At 47.0% G+C, this 21,871-nt stretch carries 22 protein-coding genes; 1 reads left to right on the forward strand and 21 read right to left on the reverse strand.

Annotated features, from left to right (window positions below; all coding sequences use genetic code 11):
- Window positions 1-10: 10 nt before the first annotated feature.
- The 4 genes from CHH60_RS07755 to rplS all read right to left on the reverse strand — a co-directional run bounded on the left by CHH60_RS07755 (window position 11) and on the right by rplS (window position 3,527).
- A complete protein-coding gene (locus tag CHH60_RS07755) occupies window positions 11-709 on the reverse strand; it encodes a ribonuclease HII (RefSeq protein ID WP_095358705.1) in 699 nt (232 codons plus the stop codon).
- 535 nt (window positions 710-1,244) lie between these two features.
- Window positions 1,245-2,108 carry a ribosome biogenesis GTPase YlqF gene (gene ylqF, locus CHH60_RS07765; protein ID WP_095287850.1) on the reverse strand — a complete coding sequence of 288 codons (864 nt, stop codon included), beginning with the start codon at window positions 2,106-2,108 and terminating at the stop codon, window positions 1,245-1,247.
- Between the two features lie 161 nt (window positions 2,109-2,269).
- Window positions 2,270-2,887, reverse strand: a complete 618-nt coding sequence (lepB, locus tag CHH60_RS07770; RefSeq protein ID WP_095358707.1) for a signal peptidase I — start codon at window positions 2,885-2,887, stop codon at window positions 2,270-2,272.
- A 298-nt stretch (window positions 2,888-3,185) separates the two neighbouring features.
- Window positions 3,186-3,527 carry a 50S ribosomal protein L19 gene (rplS, locus tag CHH60_RS07775; protein WP_018883527.1) on the reverse strand — a complete coding sequence of 114 codons (342 nt, stop codon included), beginning with the start codon at window positions 3,525-3,527 and terminating at the stop codon, window positions 3,186-3,188.
- 307 nt (window positions 3,528-3,834) lie between these two features.
- Here rplS and CHH60_RS07780 point away from each other — a divergent pair, with 307 nt between their 5' ends.
- The gene (locus CHH60_RS07780; protein ID WP_095358708.1) at window positions 3,835-4,764 is read left to right on the forward strand and encodes a polysaccharide deacetylase family protein; all 930 of its coding nucleotides are present in this window, start codon (window positions 3,835-3,837) and stop codon (window positions 4,762-4,764) included.
- Window positions 4,765-4,803: 39 nt separating this feature from the next.
- Here the strand turns inward: CHH60_RS07780 and CHH60_RS07785 are convergent, their stop codons facing one another.
- The 17 genes from CHH60_RS07785 to CHH60_RS07865 all read right to left on the reverse strand — a co-directional run bounded on the left by CHH60_RS07785 (window position 4,804) and on the right by CHH60_RS07865 (window position 21,867).
- The gene (locus tag CHH60_RS07785) at window positions 4,804-6,051 is read right to left on the reverse strand and encodes a hypothetical protein (RefSeq protein WP_095358709.1); all 1,248 of its coding nucleotides are present in this window, start codon (window positions 6,049-6,051) and stop codon (window positions 4,804-4,806) included.
- Window positions 6,052-6,195: 144 nt separating this feature from the next.
- Window positions 6,196-6,573 (reverse strand): VOC family protein, encoded by a 378-nt coding sequence (locus CHH60_RS07790; protein ID WP_095358710.1) that lies wholly within the window; start codon window positions 6,571-6,573, stop codon window positions 6,196-6,198.
- 223 nt (window positions 6,574-6,796) lie between these two features.
- On the reverse strand, window positions 6,797-7,570 hold the full coding sequence (gene trmD / locus CHH60_RS07795) for a tRNA (guanosine(37)-N1)-methyltransferase TrmD (protein ID WP_095358711.1): 774 nt from the start codon (window positions 7,568-7,570) through the stop codon (window positions 6,797-6,799).
- A gap of 1 nt (window position 7,571) precedes the next feature.
- A complete protein-coding gene (gene rimM / locus CHH60_RS07800) occupies window positions 7,572-8,084 on the reverse strand; it encodes a ribosome maturation factor RimM (protein WP_095358712.1) in 513 nt (170 codons plus the stop codon).
- Between the two features lie 248 nt (window positions 8,085-8,332).
- Entirely contained in the window at window positions 8,333-8,563 is a 231-nt protein-coding gene (locus tag CHH60_RS07805) for a KH domain-containing protein (RefSeq protein WP_024630185.1), read from the reverse strand.
- 23 nt (window positions 8,564-8,586) lie between these two features.
- Window positions 8,587-8,859 carry a 30S ribosomal protein S16 gene (gene rpsP, locus CHH60_RS07810; RefSeq protein WP_024630184.1) on the reverse strand — a complete coding sequence of 91 codons (273 nt, stop codon included), beginning with the start codon at window positions 8,857-8,859 and terminating at the stop codon, window positions 8,587-8,589.
- A gap of 54 nt (window positions 8,860-8,913) precedes the next feature.
- Window positions 8,914-10,290 carry a signal recognition particle protein gene (gene ffh, locus CHH60_RS07815; RefSeq protein ID WP_024630183.1) on the reverse strand — a complete coding sequence of 459 codons (1,377 nt, stop codon included), beginning with the start codon at window positions 10,288-10,290 and terminating at the stop codon, window positions 8,914-8,916.
- Between the two features lie 60 nt (window positions 10,291-10,350).
- Window positions 10,351-10,701, reverse strand: coding sequence for a putative DNA-binding protein (locus CHH60_RS07820; protein ID WP_095358713.1), 351 nt, complete (start codon window positions 10,699-10,701; stop codon window positions 10,351-10,353).
- A gap of 262 nt (window positions 10,702-10,963) precedes the next feature.
- Window positions 10,964-11,611, reverse strand: coding sequence for a PAQR family membrane homeostasis protein TrhA (trhA, locus tag CHH60_RS07825; RefSeq protein WP_095358714.1), 648 nt, complete (start codon window positions 11,609-11,611; stop codon window positions 10,964-10,966).
- Between the two features lie 144 nt (window positions 11,612-11,755).
- Window positions 11,756-12,769, reverse strand: coding sequence for a signal recognition particle-docking protein FtsY (gene ftsY / locus CHH60_RS07830; RefSeq protein ID WP_095287858.1), 1,014 nt, complete (start codon window positions 12,767-12,769; stop codon window positions 11,756-11,758).
- Window positions 12,770-12,843: 74 nt separating this feature from the next.
- Window positions 12,844-16,419, reverse strand: coding sequence for a chromosome segregation protein SMC (gene smc / locus CHH60_RS07835; RefSeq protein ID WP_095358715.1), 3,576 nt, complete (start codon window positions 16,417-16,419; stop codon window positions 12,844-12,846).
- A gap of 196 nt (window positions 16,420-16,615) precedes the next feature.
- Window positions 16,616-17,314, reverse strand: a complete 699-nt coding sequence (rnc, locus tag CHH60_RS07840; RefSeq protein ID WP_095287860.1) for a ribonuclease III — start codon at window positions 17,312-17,314, stop codon at window positions 16,616-16,618.
- A 13-nt stretch (window positions 17,315-17,327) separates the two neighbouring features.
- Window positions 17,328-18,566 (reverse strand): beta-ketoacyl-ACP synthase II, encoded by a 1,239-nt coding sequence (gene fabF / locus CHH60_RS07845; RefSeq protein ID WP_095287861.1) that lies wholly within the window; start codon window positions 18,564-18,566, stop codon window positions 17,328-17,330.
- Between the two features lie 178 nt (window positions 18,567-18,744).
- Window positions 18,745-18,978, reverse strand: a complete 234-nt coding sequence (acpP, locus tag CHH60_RS07850) for an acyl carrier protein (RefSeq protein WP_024630176.1) — start codon at window positions 18,976-18,978, stop codon at window positions 18,745-18,747.
- 152 nt (window positions 18,979-19,130) lie between these two features.
- The gene (fabG, locus tag CHH60_RS07855) at window positions 19,131-19,880 is read right to left on the reverse strand and encodes a 3-oxoacyl-[acyl-carrier-protein] reductase (RefSeq protein ID WP_095358716.1); all 750 of its coding nucleotides are present in this window, start codon (window positions 19,878-19,880) and stop codon (window positions 19,131-19,133) included.
- Window positions 19,881-19,917: 37 nt separating this feature from the next.
- A complete protein-coding gene (gene fabD, locus CHH60_RS07860) occupies window positions 19,918-20,850 on the reverse strand; it encodes an ACP S-malonyltransferase (protein ID WP_095358717.1) in 933 nt (310 codons plus the stop codon).
- 27 nt (window positions 20,851-20,877) lie between these two features.
- On the reverse strand, window positions 20,878-21,867 hold the full coding sequence (locus CHH60_RS07865; RefSeq protein WP_095358718.1) for a beta-ketoacyl-ACP synthase III: 990 nt from the start codon (window positions 21,865-21,867) through the stop codon (window positions 20,878-20,880).
- Window positions 21,868-21,871 lie beyond the last annotated feature (4 nt).

Genomic DNA, 21,871 nt, shown 5'->3' on the forward strand with positions numbered 1-21,871 from the left:
TACGTCTTGGTTAAAATAAAGTATGCTGCTCGCCGAGCAAATTGCCGAGAAAGCTCCGCCTGTGCATCGGCGTGGCTCCAAGAGCCATGATCTGTTCGCGATGAAACTTTGTTGCATATCCCTTATGTATCGACAGACCATACTCTGGATATAATGTCTCCCATTCCTCCTTGCAGAGCCGATCGCGTGTTACCTTCGCGATTATGGATGCTGCTGCGATGGACTGGCTGTTGGCATCCCCTTTGATAATGGAGATCTGAGGTACATTTACGTCCACTTTTTCGGCATCAACCAATAGATAGTCAGGCACTCCGTCCAAGGCCTCCACAGCACGCTTCATTGCCAGTCTAGTGGCCTGTTTAATATTGAGCCGATCAATCGTTTCTGCATCCGCAAAACCAATACCTACGGACAAAGCCTTTTCCATAATAACGTCATACAGAGCTTCACGCTTCTTCTCTGTTAGTTTTTTGGAATCATTAACACCTTCCAGTATCAGATCACGAGGCAATATGACAGCAGCGGCCACCACATCTCCGAATAGACATCCCCTGCCCACCTCATCAATTCCAGCAATTCGCTCAAAACCACTCTCCCAATACTCCCTCTCATGAATCAGCAGATCACGAGGTTCAATCTCTGCTTTTTTCTTCTTGGATTCAGAAGGTTCCATTGGTATCAGTTCATTCATTTCATTATGTTCAGTCATTGCTTTCATCTCCTCTACCCTCGCAAGCTTTAACATGTTTCTCTATAAGTCATCAACGTCTCGAGTCCCTGTGCACGGCTCGGGAAGCACCCTTTTTTTTGACACGCTAATATGTTCAGTCCAAGTAAATCAATTACTCTCTTGACCATACCCTGAACGTGGTACTCTGTTATAGACGCAGATTCCAGCTCTTTGTTTTTCAGATTAGCAAAAATTACTTCGTCTTCATTAGCACCTTGATATGCATATATAATAATAAGAGTTTGTTTCTTCATTTATCGGTATCTGAAGATTTAAATTGAAGATATCCTGTGATCAACTAGGCCAATAGCTTGAACTCTCATCATAGCACGATTTTTATACCTCAGATATATACACAAGACAATCTCATCCTTTCCTATTTGTGGTCATCTCTCATCCCTGCTTTATATTCGCTGCTCTATCATATTTTTTGTATAAATGAAAAAAGCGACCGCTCCCGGTAATCCGGTAACGGCCGCTTCTTTCGGCTCAATATTGCATATGCAAATCCGTTTTAATATGGGGCTTCCATAGAGAAGCGTCCCATCTTACCCGCTCGCAATTCACGCAGAAAAGCACGCGATGCTTTTTCCAGGTCCACACGTCCACCGCTAACAATACAGCCCCGTTTACGACCAACCTGTTCCATGATGGCTATAACGCTATCCGAATCATCTGCATCCTTGGAGAACTCCTGAAGCTCATAGCGTTCTTCCAGAGCATCCCAGTAGTAGCGCATCAGGTAGCTAATTGCAAAGAAGGCGATATCCTCGGCATTGAGGATCTCCTCCTTGATGGCTCCTGTGACCGCAAGCCGATAACCTACGTTCTGGTCCTCGAATTTGGGCCACAAAATACCTGGCGTATCGAGCAGTTCCATCTCTTTGCCTACTTTAATCCATTGCTGACCCTTCGTTACACCAGGACGATCTCCCGTCGCTGCAATATTTCGTCCAGCAAGCCGGTTAATCAATGTGGATTTCCCTACGTTGGGAATACCTACAATGAGTGCACGAACGGCACGCGGGTTAATACCCTTCGCAAGCTGACGGTCAATTTTCTCTTTGAGCAGCAAGCGAGCCTGTGCCGGAATGTCTTTTACATTGGTACCTGTGGATGCATCCACAGGGAACGCAGTAATTCCTTCATTTTTGAAATGGGCAATCCATTCCTGTGTCACCTTGGCATCCGCAAGATCAGATTTGTTTAATAAAATCATGCGAGGCTTACCCTGTAAAATTTCATCAATCATCGGATTTCGGCTGGAGACAGGCAGACGGGCATCCAGCAGTTCGATGACCACGTCAATCAGCTTTAACTTATCCTGAATCTGGCGTCTGGCCCGGGTCATGTGACCTGGAAACCATTGTATCGTCACCTTGTCTTCACCTCATTATTTAATGATATATAAGCTAAAGCTACAATTCACTTGATCCCTTCATTGGCAAACACGTTTCCGGTCAAGGGTATCCCCATTCTTATTTTGCCCTCTCTGGTATGGAGTAAACGATATATTTAGCTTATATATCCTGAACTTGATTAGTGGTTAATCCACTTGATATCACCGATCGGCCAGAAAATAACATCTGCACGTCCTACGATATCTTCTAGAGACACGTATCCAATCATTCGGCTATCCGTACTGTTCGGACGATTGTCGCCCATTACAAACACATGGCCTTCCGGTACCTTGCCATCCGGGAATTGCTCATTCGGGAAGTCCTTCACATTATAGGTTCCGCCATTCGCTTCGGCTGCGTCAATCGCTCCCTGAATGTAAGTCTCATTCACTTTCTCTCCGTTTACCATAACCGTATCCCCACTCACCTGCACAGTATCACCCGCTACAGCAATGACACGCTTGATGAAATCACGTCCTTCAGAAGGGACATGGAATACGATAACCTCTCCGCGCTGTGGTTCCCGGATATCGTACAGGATTTCATTCACGATGACACGTTCACCTGTATGGAAATTCGGCTGCATGGAAGGTCCGTCCACGACAAACGGTTTGAACAATAACCATCGAATTAAAATAACGAGCACCAATGCGATCACAATCGCTTTGAGCCATTCGACAATCTCATTTTTGGCTTTTTTGGATCGACTGCCCTTCTCTTCGGCAGAATTGTCCTGGTGTTGAACTTCCTGTTCCATTATTGATCTTCCTCTCTTCACGGTACATGTTATAGCAGTTTACACATCCAGCTTTTCACATCATTCATTTCATTGAATTCATGAAAATTCTCAAATCAGTTATGTACTTCTACACGAGCATTTCATTTTAATACAAATGATCCGCATATTACATATGCTCTAACTGATTACACAAGCCTCCCGGACTCTCACGCGTGTGCCGCCATACCATTTTACTCGGAAGTGTACCTCCGGTTCAACTTTTCCCGGACAAAAACGAAAAGGGCTTGTCTCCAAGCCCTCTCCGGTATCCGTTATATTAACGAATTTCTTTAATTCTCGCTGCTTTACCGCGTAGTTCACGAAGATAATAAAGCTTCGCACGACGCACTTTACCACGGCGAGCCACATCGATTTTATCGATTTTAGGGGAATGAAGCGGGAAAGTTCTTTCCACACCTACACCGTAAGAAATTTTACGAACTGTAAAAGTCTCACTGATTCCACCACCACGGCGCTTGATCACAACACCTTCGAACAATTGGATACGCTCACGAGTTCCCTCGATAACCTTAACGTGCACTTTCAAAGTGTCACCAGGACGAAAACTCGGAATATCTTTGCGAAGTTGTTCTTGAGTAATCGCTTGAACGATATTCATCTATGACTCCCTCCTTCCGTACAGGCGTTCATACTTCTTCCGGAGAACACCCTGTCTCCTTCATTATCCATAGAGGACCGCCGTATTCCACATAACAGAATTATTGTACCATGCCATATATCAAAACACAAGGAAAAATAAACATAATATCACAAACAACTCTTTCACCCGAAGTCAACCACATTACGGAAAAAATAATGTAACTTTCTGTCAAGAATGTTCGTCTATGATATAGCTTGGTAGATTACTGAAGGTCTGTCTGCATTGCACTAAGAAATGAAATTGTATAAGGAGAAACAACCGAACTATGAAATATTGGAAAAGGTTTACCCTTGCGTCACTAGCCGCAATTACTTGCATCATTACGCTATATGCCTACGCTGTTAATCATCCGACAAATGCACTATCGCACAAAGCATGCACATCCTGGGACATGGTCAAGCGTAAAGCATTCCTGATGTCACACACGGACTACTCTAGCAAGACCGGGCTGAATCTGGCTACCTTTCAAGTTGCGCCTGGTACTGCTACGGAAGTTCCTGTACTCATGTATCACTACATACAGCCCAAAGTGAATAATCACGAAACAGGAAACAAGTCCATCATTAACCTTGAGGATTTCGAGGACAATATGAAGTACTTGCATGATGAAGGATACACTACGATTACATTGGAGCAGTTAGAAGACTACGTAAATGGTCTGATCTCACTACCTAAGAAGTCCATTGTGATCACTTTTGATGATGGATATCAGAACAATTATACACTTGCCTATCCCGTACTCAAAAAATATAATTTTCATGCTTCTCTCTTTGTCATCGGCAGCAAGATTCAGGATCAGCCAGCTGATTTTGATCCCGCCAAAAAAACATTTATCTCCGAACCGGAGATGAAGGCAGCAGCAGATGTATTTGAGTTTAACAGCCACACCTATAACTTGCATCACAAGGGGTTTATGCGCTGCGGTGAGAGCGTGCCTGCAGGACTTGATACAAGCCTGCTGAGCGATGATATCAAGATGATGAAGGAAAAGGGAATCGACACGCCCTATTTGGCATATCCTTTCGGTTACACCAGCACACAGATGATTTATCAGCTGCAGCAAAATGGCTACCGCATGGCTTTTTCGGTTCGCTCGGGTTTTGTTCATCCGGGAGATAACCCGATGAAGCTCCCAAGACTAACAGTGACGACCGGAACGGATTTAGCCAAATTGCTTAACCCAGAGGCAGATTAGTCGGAAATACTCCCTTTGGTCGACATCAGTCAATAGAAGTTAAATCAACACTTCTCCGCCTGGATATAGAGTCGAGCTGTACAGTCTTTTGGACTGTGGCTCGGCTTTTTTGGAGGTCCATGGGGTCAGTTCAATCTTGGAGCTGGAATACAGGACAGCTTCAGTCGCGTCGTAGATTATGATCTGTTCTTTACCGGTCTGACAGAGATCAGCATGTACGGCATATCCTTCTTTTCCGAATACTGCAACCGATTGCATCTGTCCATCTACCAAAGAAGGCCGTACCCCTCCGCCTCGGCGATAAGCCAATATATAATCCAGTCCACTGTCATCCCAGTCCCGTACAGGCTCTATAATCGTTAGCCAGCCACGTGTAGTCCGATCTTCCTTCCAGAGTTCTTTTCCCTCGCAATCCAACAAAAACATTCCGTCTTTTCCATGCAGATCACCGCGGATGATACGATCAAGACCAGCGATCTGCAAACCGGGCAGCCCGTCGCAAAATTTCCCTAAAGCGATGTGCTGCGATTCAATAGAATCGGCATAGCGCCATATCTCATGGCCGTAACGGTCCATCATTACCGTTACACTGCCGCCGATAACGATTTCAATATGACCATCTCCGTTCACATCTCCAAACCAGATACAATCTGCATGATCGTCCAGATCAGTGCAAGACCATAGTAAGGTTCCGTCATGATCAAGCATGTCATAGCCTGCCATAACCTCATCCTTCCCATCTCCATCGATATCGTATACCCATGGGAAATGTCCTACATTGCCTTCGTGCTTCCATAGAAGATTGAAATCATGATCAAGTGCCCATAAGGTTTTATAGCGATCTTTGAGTATGACATCCAGCTTCTGCTCATCCCCGGTCAGATTCGCAAGAATAATGCAGTCATGTGCCTCTTCACCCGGTAAAGAATGTGTGCTTTTAATATCTCCGGTTTTTCCGTCCAAAATCAGAAACTGCTTACCCATGATACAAATAACTTCATTGTTCCCGTCTCCATCCCAATCCGCAATTTGAGCGGGGTAATCCGATCCAGGACCACCAGCATCCGGATCAGGCTTTCCCACTTGCCAGAGGAGCTCTCCATCCAGATCATATGCCGTCAGACAAGATACCTGATGCGGAACATAACGGTCATCGATTCCGCCGTCAGCTTGAACCAGGAGCATCTCTAATCGTCCATCTCCATTCAGATCCCCGAGAAGCATTTTGCATCGTTCCCCGGCTTTACTTATATCTATTCTGCCGATCTCGTAAGGCTGATGATACATTATCTTCGTCCTCCGTTTTATCGTTATAGATTGCTCACCCTAAATTTAACATAAAGATCTCATCTGTTTTTGACAGCTCTTGTTCTGAATTCCTGAAAAAATAAACATTCACATTCTTTACTCCTGCAGGATTGCTGCCTCATCCTATTTAATCCATTCTAAAAACTCCAGCCTATTGCCAAAAGGATCGTGAACATAGAAGCGTTTTACTCCTTCATCCGTTCTCGCATCGTCATCTATGATATGAACCTGTTTGCCGCTCAAATGTTCCTTAAGTAAGTCTAGGTTCTGAACGTGAAATGCTGGATGAGCTTTGGTAGCAGGCACAAAATCCTTTTGTACTCCAATATGAACCTGATGAGTTCCACATAGAAACCATACACCACCACGTTTTTTTAGAACTTCAGGTTTCGGAATTTCGGTCCATCCCATAAGGTTATGAAAAAATCTCCGTGCTTCCGCTTCGCATCCTTCTGGTGCCGCAAGTTGGACATGATCAAGACCATAAAAGTTATAATTCATTTCAGTAACCCCTCCTCGTTTCATTAAGTGAAACAACGTTTCATAATTATATTTTATAATAGTTTGCTTATTTAATCCATCTTTTTACATTTCAATCATCTTGAAATTTCCTTCGTATACTCCCACAACAACAAAAAAAGACCAACCTTGTTAACCAAGGGTGGTCTGTATATCTTGTAATCATAGCTATGCTACTTACCATGCGATCTTAAAATATTTGCAGCTACTCGGAAGTCCGTTCCATCTCAGAACGAAGTTTATCGAGCCAAATCCGTTCTTTTTCCGTCAATTCAGCAGTATCCAGCATATCCGGTCTGCGCTCCAACGTACGAATTAGAGATTGTTCTCTGCGCCATGCATCAATATTCAGATGATGTCCAGATAACAGCACATCCGGTACCTTCATGCCTCTGAATTCAGGCGGTCGTGTATAATGCGGATATTCGAGCAGCCCTGTGCTGAATGAATCCGTGACAGCACTCGTCTCGTTTCCGAGGACACCAGGGATCAGACGAGCAATACTGTCGATGGCAACCATTGCAGGCAGCTCACCTCCGGTTAATACATAGTCCCCAATGGATATTTCGTCGGTGACGAGAAATTCGCGAATACGCTCATCATAGCCTTCATAATGTCCACAGATAAAAATCAGATGATCTTCTTGTACCAGTTCTTCTGCTTTTTTCTGTGTAAACGTCTCACCTTGCGGACACATTAGAATGATGCGAGGAGGTTTGGCCGATGCTGCTGCTGACTCTTTGCTGCGTTTTTCAAGGACATCCTCCACAGCAGCAAAGATCGGATCAGGCTTTAATACCATTCCTCCGCCTCCGCCATAAGGTGTATCATCAACCGTATTATGTTTATTCGTAGCATAATTCCGGAAGTTTACTGCATTCAGTGACACGAGCCCCTTCGTCTGAGCTTTGCCAAGAATGCTTGTCCCGAATACACCTTCGAACATTTCTGGAAATAACGTTAGTACATCTACTCTCATGTTACAGCAATCCTTCCATCAGATGAACCTTAACCAGTTTCTCATTCACATCGACATCAAGTACCACATCGTCAATAACGGGTAACAGAATTTCCTTGCCTGCCGCCGTTTTAACAACCCATACGTCGTTGGCTCCAGGCGTCAGAATCTCAGAGATGGTTCCCAGGTTCTCACCTTCTTCTGTCACAACAGTACATCCAACGATTTGGTGGAAGTAATACTCATTCTCCTCCAGCTCAGCCAAGTTCTCTTTGGAGACTTTGGCTATGCCGCCTTTGAACTTTTCCACTTCATTAATGTTTCCGTATTCCTTCAATCGTACGATATACATATTTTTATGCAATCGTGCCGATTCCACATGAACCAGCACAGGGTGGTTATCGGGTGTAAACAAATACAGCTCCGCATTTTTCGCAAAACGCACTTCCGGGAAATCGGTTAAAGGCATGATTTTCAACTCACCACGAATTCCGTGTGTATTGACGATTTTACCTACATTCATAAACTCTGCCATACGTTCCTCCTGCATTCGTTCAATATTATTCAAAGTCATGATTTTCTTAAGGTCGTTCCAGTTATAGATCGTTATCCGATCGCTGTTATCCTCTAATTTTAAATTTCATTATTCAAAGGTTAAAATTCAGTGATAAAGGCAACCGCAAGCGTTATTCATGTTTGACGAGCTAGTTAATCATAGTATTTAAGTTTCAGCATGCACGAAAAGGGGCTAGGACATGCATCCTAACCCCCTTTCGTATATCTTTAAGATATGATATCGACGGTAACCCGTTTATCCATCTTAACTGCTGCTGATGTGACGACCGTACGAAGAGATTTTGCGATTCGCCCTTGTTTACCAATAACCTTCCCGACATCGTCAGGATGAACAGTTAACTCGTAAACGACAAGCCGGTCTTTCTCAACCGTCCGAACCGCCACATCTTCCGGATGATCGACCAAAGCCTTAGCAATTATGCTTACTAATTCTTCCATAGATGACCCTCCGAATCAGCACCTTATTTAGTCAATTTAGACTCGTGGAACTTCTTCATCACGCCCGCTTTGCTCAGCAAGTTGCGGACAGTGTCGGATGCTTGCGCACCGTTTTGAAGCCATTGCAATGCTTTATCTTCATCGATCTTAACAACAGCCGGTTGTTCAACCGGGTTGTAGTAACCGATCTCCTCGATAAAACGACCGTCACGTGGGGAACGGGAATCCGATACCACTACGCGGTAGAAAGGAGCTTTGTGAGCACCCATACGTTTCAGACGAATACGAACTGCCATTTGAAAATTCACCTCCTTCAATGAAATCTGTATATTCCTCAGCAACCCATGTAATCAACGGAAAGGAAACTTCATTCCTTTGCCAAGACCCTTCAGCTGCTTCATTGCCTTGTTCTTGCCGCCTTTAGGTCCCATCATATCCGAGAACTGTTTCATCATGCGGCGCATTTCATCAAACTGCTTGATTAGGCGGTTAACCTCAGCCAGAGATGTACCACTACCTGTAGCAATACGTTTCCGGCGACTATGATTGATCATGTCGGGGTTGCGCTTCTCCTCAGTAGTCATGGAGTACACAATCGCTTCAATCCGGCCCATTTGCTTGTCGTCCACTTTCAGGTCCTTGGCTTGCTTCATCTTGCCCATGCCGGGAATCATATCCATGATCTGATCGATAGGTCCCAGCTTCTTCACCTGATCCATTTGCTCCAGGAAATCCTCAAACGTAAATTCTGCATTACGCATCTTCCGTTCCATTTCCTTGGCTTTCTCAGTATCTATGTTGGATTGTGCTTTCTCAATCAGGGAAAGCATATCCCCCATGCCGAGGATCCGTGAAGCCATCCGTTCCGGATGGAAAGGTTCAAGAGCATCAAGCTTCTCGCCGAGTGACGCAAACTTGATCGGGCAGCCAGTAACTGCTTTAACAGAAAGTGCCGCACCACCACGTGTATCGCCATCAAGCTTAGTCAGGACAACCCCGGTCAAATCCAGCTGCTGGTTAAAGTGTTCCGCCACATTAACAGCATCCTGACCTGTCATGCTATCCACCACAAGCAGGACTTCGTCCGGATTCACTACGCTGTGAATCTGGCGCAGTTCTTCCATCAGTTCCTCATCAACGTGCAAACGTCCCGCGGTATCGATAATGACATAGTCATTGCCGTTATCCTTGGCATGCTGCAGACCCTGACGTGCGATCTCCACCGGGCTTGTCTGATCTCCCAATGTAAACACCGGAGCCTTGATCTGCTCACCCAGTACTTGCAATTGCTTGATCGCTGCCGGACGATAAATATCCCCCGCGACCAGCAATGGTCGGCTGTTTTGCTTCTGCAGCATTTTAGCCAGCTTACCGGATGTCGTCGTTTTACCTGCACCCTGCAAACCTACCATCATCAACACCGTAGGCGGCTTGTTCGCTTTAGCCAGTTTTGACTGGCTTCCACCCATCAAGTCCGTCAGTTCCTTGTTAACGATGTCGATGATTACCATGCCTGGCGTGAAGCTTTCCATAACTTCCTTGCCGACAGCTTTCTCTTTCACCTTGGCGATGAATTCCTTGACCACTTTGAAGTTTACATCCGCTTCGAGCAATGCCAGACGTACCTCACGCATAGCTTCGGCAACATCTTCATCCGACACCTTGCCCTTGCCGCGCAGCTTGCTGAACACATTCTGCAATCGGGTCGTTAATCCTTCAAATGCCATGATCCCACCTCCTTAAGCTGTAATACTGTTTTTATTACCGATACGTTCCGTCCCATTTCCTCATTCCCGGAGCTGGTGAACAATATCGCTTATTTGTTTGTTGTTATCAATGGAGACGCCTGCGCGTTCCAGTGCATTTTGCAAATCTTCAAGATTGCGGCTGCGTCGTTCGTGCTTCTCCAGCAAGCCAAGCTTGCTTTCGTAATTTTCCAGCACCTGCTCAGCACGCTTGATATGCTCATATACCGCCTGGCGGCTGATCTCGAACTCGGCTGCAATTTCACCAAGCGAGAAATCATCATGAAAGTAATATTTCAGAAATGTTTGCTGTTTCTCAGTAAGCAAACGTTCATAGAAAGCAAACAGCAAGTTAATCCGGTTTGTCTTCTCAAGCCGGTTTTCTTGACTCATATCGGGGCACTCCCTTCGTCAAGGAAAAACACTTTACACTCTTGCAACGTTCCTAATAATACCGAAAACAATTCAGGATGTCAAGCAAAAATACTTGTCACAATAAAAACGTTCATTTTGCACTCATTTTTCGTGACTATACGGTTGATCTTAGCCATTCCTATACAGCAGAATACGACCTGCTGCATCCTTAATATAGAACAAAAAAACGAATGGGTCTCCACAGATGGAGCCGATTCGTTTTTACACTATCTACCGTGTTCTAGCGAAGTGGTGTTAGGTACAGCAGTACCATGAAGAAATGAAGAATACTGCCTGCCAACACAAAGAGATGCCAGATCGCATGGTGATACGGAAATCCACGCCACACATAAAAAAGCGTACCCAGTGTATACATCAGACCTCCAGCAACCAGCAGCACGATTCCGCCTGTAGGAATGACAGCCATAAGCGGTTGCCAGGCAATAACGATGAGCCAGCCCATCGCAATATAGAAAATCGTGGACATGAATAGAAACCTTTTCGTAAAAAACGCCTTAAAGATCACGCCGAATAAAGCGATTCCCCAGATTACACCGAACAGGGTCCAACCAAGTGTGCCGCGAACAGCAATAAACAGAAGCGGAGTGTACGATCCCGCAATAAACAAATAAATGGAAGAATGGTCGAAAATCTCAAATAAATCTTTCATTTTCCCATCTTTCCATGCATGCACGAGTGTAGAGCTCGTATAGAGCAGCAACATGGTGATCCCGTAGATCGTGAAACTGACCACATGCCAAGCCGTGCCTTTCATACTCGAAAATACAATCAACAGCACCAGTGCAGCTACACTGAGCGCAGCGCCGATTCCATGAGTCACCGCATTGGCAACTTCCTCACGACGGGAATAGGTATAGGTATTGGCCATATCAACCGTCCTTTCTAGCCCTTTAGCCTTGCCTTCTTTATTCCCATTATACACGTATTGCCAGTGACATTACACGTGACACTTATCACGTATATCACTGGCAATACGGTTAACGCTATTAAATCATCCTATTTATGAATGGTTCTAAGAACTGGCTTCCTCATCTTCTGCGTCCTGATCCGGTTGCTCTTGGATCAGTCCGGCAAACAACGCATGCACGAATTGCTCGGAGTCGAATGGCTGCAGATCGTCAATTTTCTCACCAAGACCTACCATCTTCACTGGCAGATCCAGTTCCTGACGAATGGCAACGACAATACCGCCTTTCGCCGTACCATCCAGCTTCGTCAGTACGAGTCCAGTCACGCCGCTTTTCTCCCCAAACAGTTTGGCCTGATTCAATGCATTCTGTCCAGTTGTCGCGTCGAGAACCATCAATACTTCGTGTGGAGCTTCCGGGATTTCACGCTGAATGACACGATAGATCTTGTTAAGCTCCTCCATGAGATTGGATTTGTTCTGCAGACGACCTGCCGTATCGCAAAGCAAAACATCTGCTCCACGCTGTTTGGCTGCTTGCACAGCATCATACATAACCGCAGCCGGATCTGATCCCGCCTGCTGCTTGATGACTTCAACGCCGGCACGTTGTCCCCATACCTCAAGCTGCTCAATTGCACCGGCACGGAAGGTATCACCAGCAGCCATAATGACTTTTTTGCCCTGCTGTTTGAAACGATGTGCCAGCTTGCCGATCGTTGTTGTTTTACCTACGCCGTTGACACCGACAAACAGAATGACGGTAATGCCATCCGGGTTCATCTTCAGTTCGTTATTTTGTTCACCGCGCAGGAGGTCTGTCAATTTCTCGGACAACACAGGCTGCAATTCAGCCGCGTCTTCAATTTTGCGTTTTTTGACCTCGACACGCAGGTCTTCAATCAGGTTCATGACGGTATTGACCCCAACATCCGCTCCAATCAGGATTTCTTCCAGTTCCTCATAGAATTCCTCATCGATCTTTTTGCGGCGAATAACGAGATCGGATACTTTCTCCACAAGCCCTTTACGAGTCTTCTCCAGTCCATCCTTGAACTGTTTTGTTACCGACTCCGTTTTGCTTGCAATGCTGTCTCTCAGCTTCTTAAAGAAACTCATAAAGCCCCTCCATCGTGTACGTAATCTTAGTGCTGTTTATTTAATTAACAAGTTCCTGATGCATATAGAATTCTTTAAGCACTGGCTATTTCGGCTTCCTCATCTTCCAGTCTAACCGAAACGAGCTTCGATACTCCGCCCTCTTCCATGGTGACACCATATAGTACATCTGCTTCTTCCATTGTGCCCTTCCGGTGAGTAACAACGATAAACTGTGTCTGTTCGGAGAATTCCCGCAAATAATGGGCGAAACGTACCACATTGGCCTCATCCAGCGCTGCCTCGACTTCATCCAGCACACAGAACGGTACTGGCTTCACGTGCAAAATGGCGAACAGCAGCGCCATTGCGGTTAATGCGCGTTCTCCGCCAGATAAGAGCTGCAGGTTTTGCAGTTTCTTGCCTGGTGGCTGGGCAACGATATCAATTCCGGTTTCCAGAAGCCGTTCCGGGTCCATCAGAACCAGATCCGCACGCCCACCGCCAAATAGCTTGGTAAATACCGTACCGAACTCACGGCGGATTGCATCAAACGTTGTCTTGAAACGTTTAGCCATCTCATCTTCCATCTCACGGATGACTTGATACAACGTCGTTTTAGCTTCCACCAGATCATTTTTCTGCTCATTCAGGAACTCGTAACGTTCATTAACCCGCTGGAATTCCTCAATCGCCCCAAGATTGACTTCACCCAGAGCTGAGATGCTGCGCTTAAGCTTTTGCACTTCAGCCTGAGTGCTCTCTACATCTTCCGGTACTGGATATCTCTCTTTCGCGAGCTCATAACCAAGTTCATAGTCGTCCATCAGTTTACGCAGTATGTTTTCGAGTTCGACATCGAGCCTGTTCACGGAAATTTCCGTCTGACGCATCTGTTCTTCTACCGCTTTTAACTGTGTACGCTGTTCCTTCGTTTCACTCTCAGCAAGTTCAAGCTTCTTCGACAGCTCACTTCGTGCAGCACGCTTGAAATCCAGCTGCTCGGAAGCTTCCGTTTTCTTCAGCTTGAACTGGTTCAGATCTTCAATCTGTTTAACGCTCTCCACCTGCGTTTTTTTCAGGTCTGCTTCCATGGAAGCCAGCAGTGTCCGGTTTTGACGTAGATCTTTGACCAGCGACTCCACTTCCCGCTCCAATCGGCGCAGCTGCTCCTCATTAGAGAACCGTTCCTGATCCAGCTTACCCTCTCTGACTTTCAGTTCGGTCAACTGGCTTTGCAGCTCTTCCTTCGCAGACTCATTCGCTTTGCGGGCAAACTCTGCAGCATGAATGGCACGGTGAGTTGCCTTCTCTTCTTCTTCAAGCTTCTCCAGCTTCTGCACAGCTGCTTCGCGTGCCGTATCCATCTCTTTGATTTCTTCGGTAAATCCATTTTTCTCCTGGCCAGCTACCGCAACCTGTTCCAACACATGGCGCAGCTCGTGCTCGACCTGTTTCATTTCCATCGACGCCTGCTGTTCGGCATTTCGTGTATCATCACCCGATTGACGCAGCTCATCCAGCTTGTCCTGACATTGTTCCAACTGGGTTTTCACATCGTCAACGCTGCGGTGCAGCTTCACAATCTGGTTTTCGGTATCCAAAATATCCTGATCCAGTTGATCCAGCTGCCGTTTCCGGCTGAGCAGACTTACATTTTTCTTGTGCTGGCTTCCCCCTGTCATGGAACCGCCTGCATTAACCACATCCCCTTCAAGGGTCACGACGCGGAAACGGTACTGACAGCGTGCCGCAATTTTATTGGCGTATTCCAGCGTCTCGGCAATGATGACATTCCCGAGCAGGCTTCCAATGATATTCGCATAACGGGAATCGTAGTGTACGAGATCCGCACCAATCCCCACGAAACCATCCATACCTTCGATCATGGAACGCTCACTGGAACCAACGGTACGTGGACGAATGACATCAAGCGGCAGGAATGTGGCCCTACCGAGCTGACGCTGCTTCAGGAATGCAATGGCCTGTCTGGAGACCGACTCGTTTTCCATAACGACATGCTGAAGTGCAGCACCCATTGCAGTTTCCACAGCCAATTCGATTTTTTCAGGAACTTTAACCAGTTCCGCCACGGCTCCATGTACACCACTAAGAGTACCTTTGCGAGAAGCTTTGAGGACTTCTTTGACTCCAAGCATAAACCCGTCAAAATCATCCTGCATCTCTTTCATCGTATCCCGGCGGGATACCTGAGCTTCGCGCTTCTGTTCCCATTTTCGAACCGTGCTGCGACTCTCTTCCAGCAGCTTTTGCAAAGATTGCAGTCGTTCACTTTCAGTTATATATCCGCCGCGCAAGTCACTGATCTCTTTACCCAAGCGGACTACTTTTTTCTCAATCTCGGCTTTTCGGGCTTCGAGCGTTTCCTTCTGCTCTTCCCATTTGCCAGACTCCTCGGATGCACGGTTCATTCGACGTTCAAGCGACTCTTTCTGCTGATCGGCGTACCGGATCTCGTTGCGCGTCTGAGCCATCTGGTTCATCAGTTCCAGCAAATTCCCCTTAAGGCTTTCTTCCTGCTGCTGACTGATTCCGCCTGTAACGCCAATGAGCTTCGCCTCTTCTTCAGACAGACGGTTTCGCACGTCACCCAGTTCCTGCTCTAGCTTGCCAAACTTCTCGCGTAATGCAAGCAGCTCAGCCTCACGTTCCCGATGTCGTTCTTCACTCGCAGCAAGTGTAACCGTGAGCTGCTCATGATTGGTTTGCAAATGACGAGAACGTTCTTTGAGTAATTCTCCAAGACCTTCACTTTTCTCTGTTGCTTCACTGAACTGCAGCAAGGCAGATTGCAGCTCTTCCGTCTCCGATTCCAGAATTCGCAGTGCATTCCGGTCGCTTTCCAGCTTGGCATCATGTGTGGAAACAATGGCGGCAAGACCAACTTCCTCTTCTTTTAGCGACTGTAACCGTTCATTCGCCTTGCTCCAGGACGCATGAATCTGTTCGATCTGGTAGACATACATAGAGATTTCCTTCGATTTGAGCTGTCCACGCAATTCCTTGTAGTGAATCGCTTTTTCCGACTGCTCTCTCAGCGGGCCAATCTGGTCCTCCAGCTCTGTAACCAAATCGTGAATACGCAGCAAGTTCTGCTCCGTCTCATCCAGCTTGCGTGTGGCATCCCGCTTGCGGGATTTATACTTCACAATACCGGATGCCTCTTCAAAGATACCCCTCCGATCTTCAGAACGAGTACTCAAAATCTCCTCGATACGCCCCTGTCCTATAATGGAGTAAGCTTCCTTGCCGATCCCGGTATCCATAAACAATTCCGTTATATCTTTCAGCCGACAGGACTGTTTGTTAATAAAATATTCACTGTCCCCGCTGCGATGTACACGACGTGTCACTGTCACTTCACCAAAATCAAGGGCAAGCGCGTGATCCTCATTATCCAGCGTTAACGACACTTCACCGTAATTGACGGCTTTTCTTGCATCGCTGCCAGCAAAAATGATGTCTTCCATTTTGCCGCCCCGTAGTGATTTGGCACTTTGTTCTCCAAGCACCCAGCGAATCCCGTCTGAAATATTACTCTTGCCACTTCCGTTCGGACCCACTACAGCCGTAATGCCGCGAACGAATTCCATCTCTGTTTTGTCGGCGAATGACTTGAATCCACCCAGTTCAATTCGTTTCAGAAACATAGGGTATCCCGTCACCTCCTCTTGCTTATTTCATGTGCTCCTTCAGCGCTGATCTTGGATTAGGAATGAATCTTTCTTCCCCATCCTCTCTTTACAAAAAAAAGAGCAAAAAGCAGTCCGGCCGATAATTTCCGCCGGGGCGGACCCGAGGGGCTGCTCTTTGCTCTTCGTTTGTCTATGCGCTACCCGGTAAAGCTCAGGCTTCCGGAAGCTTCAATCGATCAAGCGCTGCGGATGCAGCCTGCTGCTCGGCTTCCTTTTTGGAACGTCCTGTACCTCTGCCAAGCCGTTCTTGACCCATATGGACCTCCGAGACAAACTCACGTTCATGGGCAGGGCCCCGTTCTTCGACGATCCGATACTCAAGAGCTCCCATATTGTGATGCTGAGTGAGTTCCTGCAGTTCCGTCTTGTAATCGCTCATCTGAAGCTTGCCGCCCAGAACGATCAACGGAAAAACATGCTGGTCCAGAAACGTTCTGACTGGCTCCAATCCCTGATCCAGATACAATGCACCGATGAAAGATTCAAACACATCAGCCAGCAGAGCCGGCCGTGTTCGTCCTCCAGTCAGTTCCTCACCTTTACCAAGAAGTACATACTGCCCAAAACCAAGTGCTTCTGCAAATTTGACGAGGGAAGGCTCGCAGACAATAGATGCCCGCAGCTTCGTTAGTTCACCTTCCGGACGGTTAGGATACAAATGATACAAGTATTCCGATACAGTCAACTCAAGCACCGCATCGCCCAAGAACTCCAGACGTTCGTTATCCTGGTGCTGACTGAATCGGTGTTCGTTTACATAGGAAGCATGGGTAAACGCTTGTTTTAGAAGCTGCCTGTTGTCAAATTTGATTTGAAGTTTGTGTTGTAACTGCTTCAGATCTTCACTCAAACGAACTAGCCCCTTATGCTTCAAATTTTTTGAGGATAATGGTAGCGTTGTGACCGCCGAATCCAAACGAGTTGGACATGACTACGTTCACGTTGGTTTCACGCGGAACATTCGGAACATAATCCAGATCACATTCCGGATCCTGATTTTCCAAATTGATTGTAGGTGCGAGTGTCTGATGAGTCAGAGACAATCCGCAGATTACGGCTTCCACGCCACCAGCTGCACCCAGCATGTGACCAGTCATGGATTTAGTGGAACTTACTGCAAGCTTGTACGCGTGATCACCAAACGCCTTTTTGATCGCGAGCGTTTCGGATCGGTCACCCACAGGAGTTGATGTACCGTGTGCATTGATGTAGTCCACTTCTTCCGGTTCAATTCCGGCATTGCGAAGAGCCATCTTCATGCAGCGTGCTGCTCCATCAGGATCCGGCTCAGTCATATGATGCGCATCGCCAGTCAAACCGTAACCGATCACTTCACCATAGATACGTGCACCACGTTTTTGAGCATGTTCCAAGGATTCCAGAATCAGAATGCCTGCTCCTTCACCCATAACGAATCCGTCACGTCCTGTATCGAAAGGACGGCTTGCCTTAGCCGGCTCGTCATTGCGTGTAGACATCGCGCGCATTGCACAGAAACCCGCCAGACCCGTTGGGCGGATTGTCGCTTCCGCACCACCGCAGATCATCGCGTCTGCATCTCCATTTGCAATCATCTTGAAAGAGTCCCCGATGGAATGCGTTCCTGTAGCGCAGGCTGTTACTACGTTGGTGTTCGGACCTTTAGCTCCGAGAGAAATCGACATTTGGCCAGAAGCCATGTTAGAGATCATCATAGGGATGAAGAATGGGCTAACCCGTTTTGGACCTTTTTGCAGCAATGCATTGTGCTGGTCCTCCCAAGTTCCCAATCCGCCAATACCTGAACCGATAGATACGCCAAAGCGCTCGGCTTCAATGTTCTCATTAATTTTCAAACCACTGTCTTCAACAGCTTTGAAACCAGCTGCTACAGCAAATTGAACAAAACGGTCCATTTTGCGAGCATCCTTGCGATCCATATATTCATCCGGATTGAAATCCTTAATTTCGGCAGCAATTTGTGTCGTGTATTCACTCACATCAAAGGCCTCAATCTGAGAGATTCCGGACTTGCCTGCCATTAAACTTCCCCAGAACGTTTCCAAATCTTTTCCGAGCGATGTCATTACGCCCATTCCGGTAATTACTACTCTTTGTTTCAAACCGACTCACCTCTATATCGACTGCTTGCGCAATTATTTTGTGGGAATATCCGCAAGCGGATGCTCACCCATCCCGATCCGAAAATCAAGCTGGATCAGCATCGCTGCGGAATGAGAAAAACCAATGAATGATGAGAAGTCCCGCCTGTTCGAAAACAGGTGCGGGACTGAATTGACTTTAGGTATGAGATTGTATGTAGTTTACAACTTCACCTACGGTCGTGATTTTTTCTGCATCTTCATCAGAGATTTCCAAATCGAATTCATCTTCCAATTCCATGACCAATTCTACTACATCCAAAGAATCAGCACCCAAATCTTCTTTGAAAGATGCTTCAAGTGTAACTTCAGCTTCGTCTGCGCCCAAGCGGTCGACGACGATGCGTTTTACACGCTCCAATACATCGGACATCCGGTTCACCTCCTCCTTGGTATTATACGAGAATCGCAGGCAAAATGCCATAGAAGACATATGCGGCTCCCGGCCGGGGAATCCGGCCTTTTTCCGGCATTTCGGATCGTCCAGCGCCTGTTCCCCGACTATTAATTTAAGTACGGGATGTTTTACATGTACATGCCGCCATCGACGTGTAATGTCTGCCCTGTCATATACGATGAAGCTCCCGATGCCAGGAATGTAACAACTCCGGCAATTTCATCCGGCTGCCCCAGTCGGGACAGCGGAATGCCACTCAGCATACCATCTACAAGTTCCTGTGACAATTCCTTGGTCATATCCGTCTCAATGAACCCAGGTGCTACACAGTTAACCGTGATGCCACGGGAAGCCAGCTCACGAGCGGACGCCTTGGTCAGACCGATGACTCCCGCTTTCGCAGCAACATAGTTGGCTTGTCCGGCATTACCCAGAACACCAACAACAGAAGAGATATTGATAATTCTGCCCGAGCGTTGTTTCATCATTGGACGAGTAACGGCTTTAAGGCAGTTAAATACCCCTTTGAGATTGGTCTCAATAACCTGATCAAACTCTTCCTCTTTCATGCGCATGATCAAATTATCACGTGTAATTCCTGCATTGTTAATCAGAATGTCAACATTGCCCCAGGCTTCAAGAGTAGCCTTAACCATTTGTTCAGCTTCATCCATTACTCCAACATTCGCCTGAATGGTGATGGCCTGAACTCCCTTGGCACGAATCTCTTCCGCCACTTCTTCAGCAGCAGCCTGACTGCCTGCATAGTTTACGGCTACATTGGCACCTGCTTCAGCCAGAGCAAGTGCAATACTGCGGCCAATCCCGCGGGATGCCCCTGTAACCAGTGCGTTTTTACCTTCTAACGGTTTAGACAACCTAATTCCTCCTTTCCCCAAATAACCTGTCTTTTAATCACTTTAATGCAGCTGCAGTAGCTTCAAGCGTTTCAAGACTGTTCACATTGTACAATTTTACGGATTTATCTGTTTTTTTAATCAATCCGGTCAATACACTTCCAGAACCAATCTCAACAAAGGTATCTACACCTTGCTCAATAAGCCATGTCACAATGTCTTCCCATAAAACCGGAGAATAGACCTGTTCCGTCAACAATTGTTGAACCTGTCCATTTTCCACAGGTCTTGCTGTCACGTTAGCGACTACAGGAACCTTGGCTGGCGAAAATGTTACGGTCTCCAGTTTCTCTGCCAGTTTCCCAGCAGCTTCCTTCATCAATGAGGAATGAAAAGGACCGCTAACTTCCAGTGGAATAGCACGCTTACCGCCAGCTTCCTTCACCCGTTCCGCTACAGCAGCCACACCTTCCTTGACACCGGAAATAACAATTTGACCCGGACAGTTCATATTAGCAAGTTCAACAACGTGACCTGTTTCGGATACGTCCCGGCAAAGCACCCCCAGCGCTTCCCGATCCGCACCCAGAACAGCAGCCATTGCTCCCTGCCCGCCTGGTACTGCTTGTTCCATATACTGACCACGTGCCCGTACAACGCTCACGGCGTCAGCGAATGTCAGAACGCCCGCTGCAACGAGAGCACTGTATTCACCCAGACTGTGTCCAGCCGTATAGTCAGGCTCAATCCCTTTTTCTTTAAAAGCCTCAAGCAATGCAATACTCGCAGTGAGCAGAGCCGGTTGCGTATTTGATGTCTGTTTCAACTCGGTCTCTGGTCCTTCAAACACGAGATTGCTCAGCGAGAAGCCCAGCACATCATCGGCTGTACGGAAAATTTCTGCTGCCGCAGGCACGGACTCATACGCGTCCTTGGCCATGCCTACAGCCTGTGATCCCTGTCCGGGAAATACAAATGCGATTTTGCTCATTAGATTTATCTCTCCCAGCTATCTAATTTACCAAACGAGTACAGATGCACCCCAAGTCAGTCCGCCCCCGAACCCAACCATCAAGATGGTGTCGCCGGCTTTCATGCGACCTTCTTCAGCTGCTTCCACCAATGCAAGCGGAATGGATGCTGCCGAAGTATTGGCGTATTTGTCTACGTTGACAACCACTTTTTCTTCCGGAAGCTCAAGTCGCTGCATGGCGGATTGAATGATACGAATATTGGCCTGATGAGGAACAAACAGATCCACGTCGGTGCGCTCCAACCCTGCTTTACGCAGAACTTCATCCGTTGCTGTACCCATTACACGCACGGCAAATTTGAACACTTCACGGCCATTCATGTAAATGTAGTGTTTTTTATTCTCAACCGTCTCTGCGGAAGCAGGCAGACGGGAACCGCCGCCCTCCAGTTGAAGCAGGCCGCCTCCAGCACCTTCCGCTCCAAGGTCAAACGATTTGAACCCGCGACCTTCAGGAACTTCGCCAATAACGACCGCGCCCGCTCCGTCACCGAACAATACGCATGTGTTACGGTCTGTATAGTCCGTGATCCGGGATAGACAATCCGCACCAATAACAAGCGCGTTGTTGTACATGCCGCTTTGGATAAAGCTAGTTGCTGTTGCCAGGCCATATACAAATCCTGAACATGCAGCGGACAAATCAAACGCCGCAGCGCCTTTGGCGCCGAGCTTATCCTGCAAAATGCAGGCCGTAGACGGAAATGCCGAGTCCGGCGTTATTGTTGCTACGATGATCAGATCCAGATCACTGCCTGTCATTCCAGCAGACTCCAGCGCCTTCATAGCTGCTTCATATGCCAGGTCCGAAGTCGCCTGATCCGGCGCTGCGATATGACGTTCCTTAATTCCAGTGCGGCTTACGATCCACTCGTCATTGGTATCTACCATTTTCTCAAGGTCACTGTTGGTCAAAATTTTCTCCGGTACATATTTCCCTGTACCGATAACCCCTACCGGGCGCAAATTATTCATGTCG

This window comes from Paenibacillus sp. 7523-1 (genome assembly GCF_002276415.1).
GTDB lineage: Bacteria > Bacillota > Bacilli > Paenibacillales > Paenibacillaceae > Paenibacillus > Paenibacillus illinoisensis_A.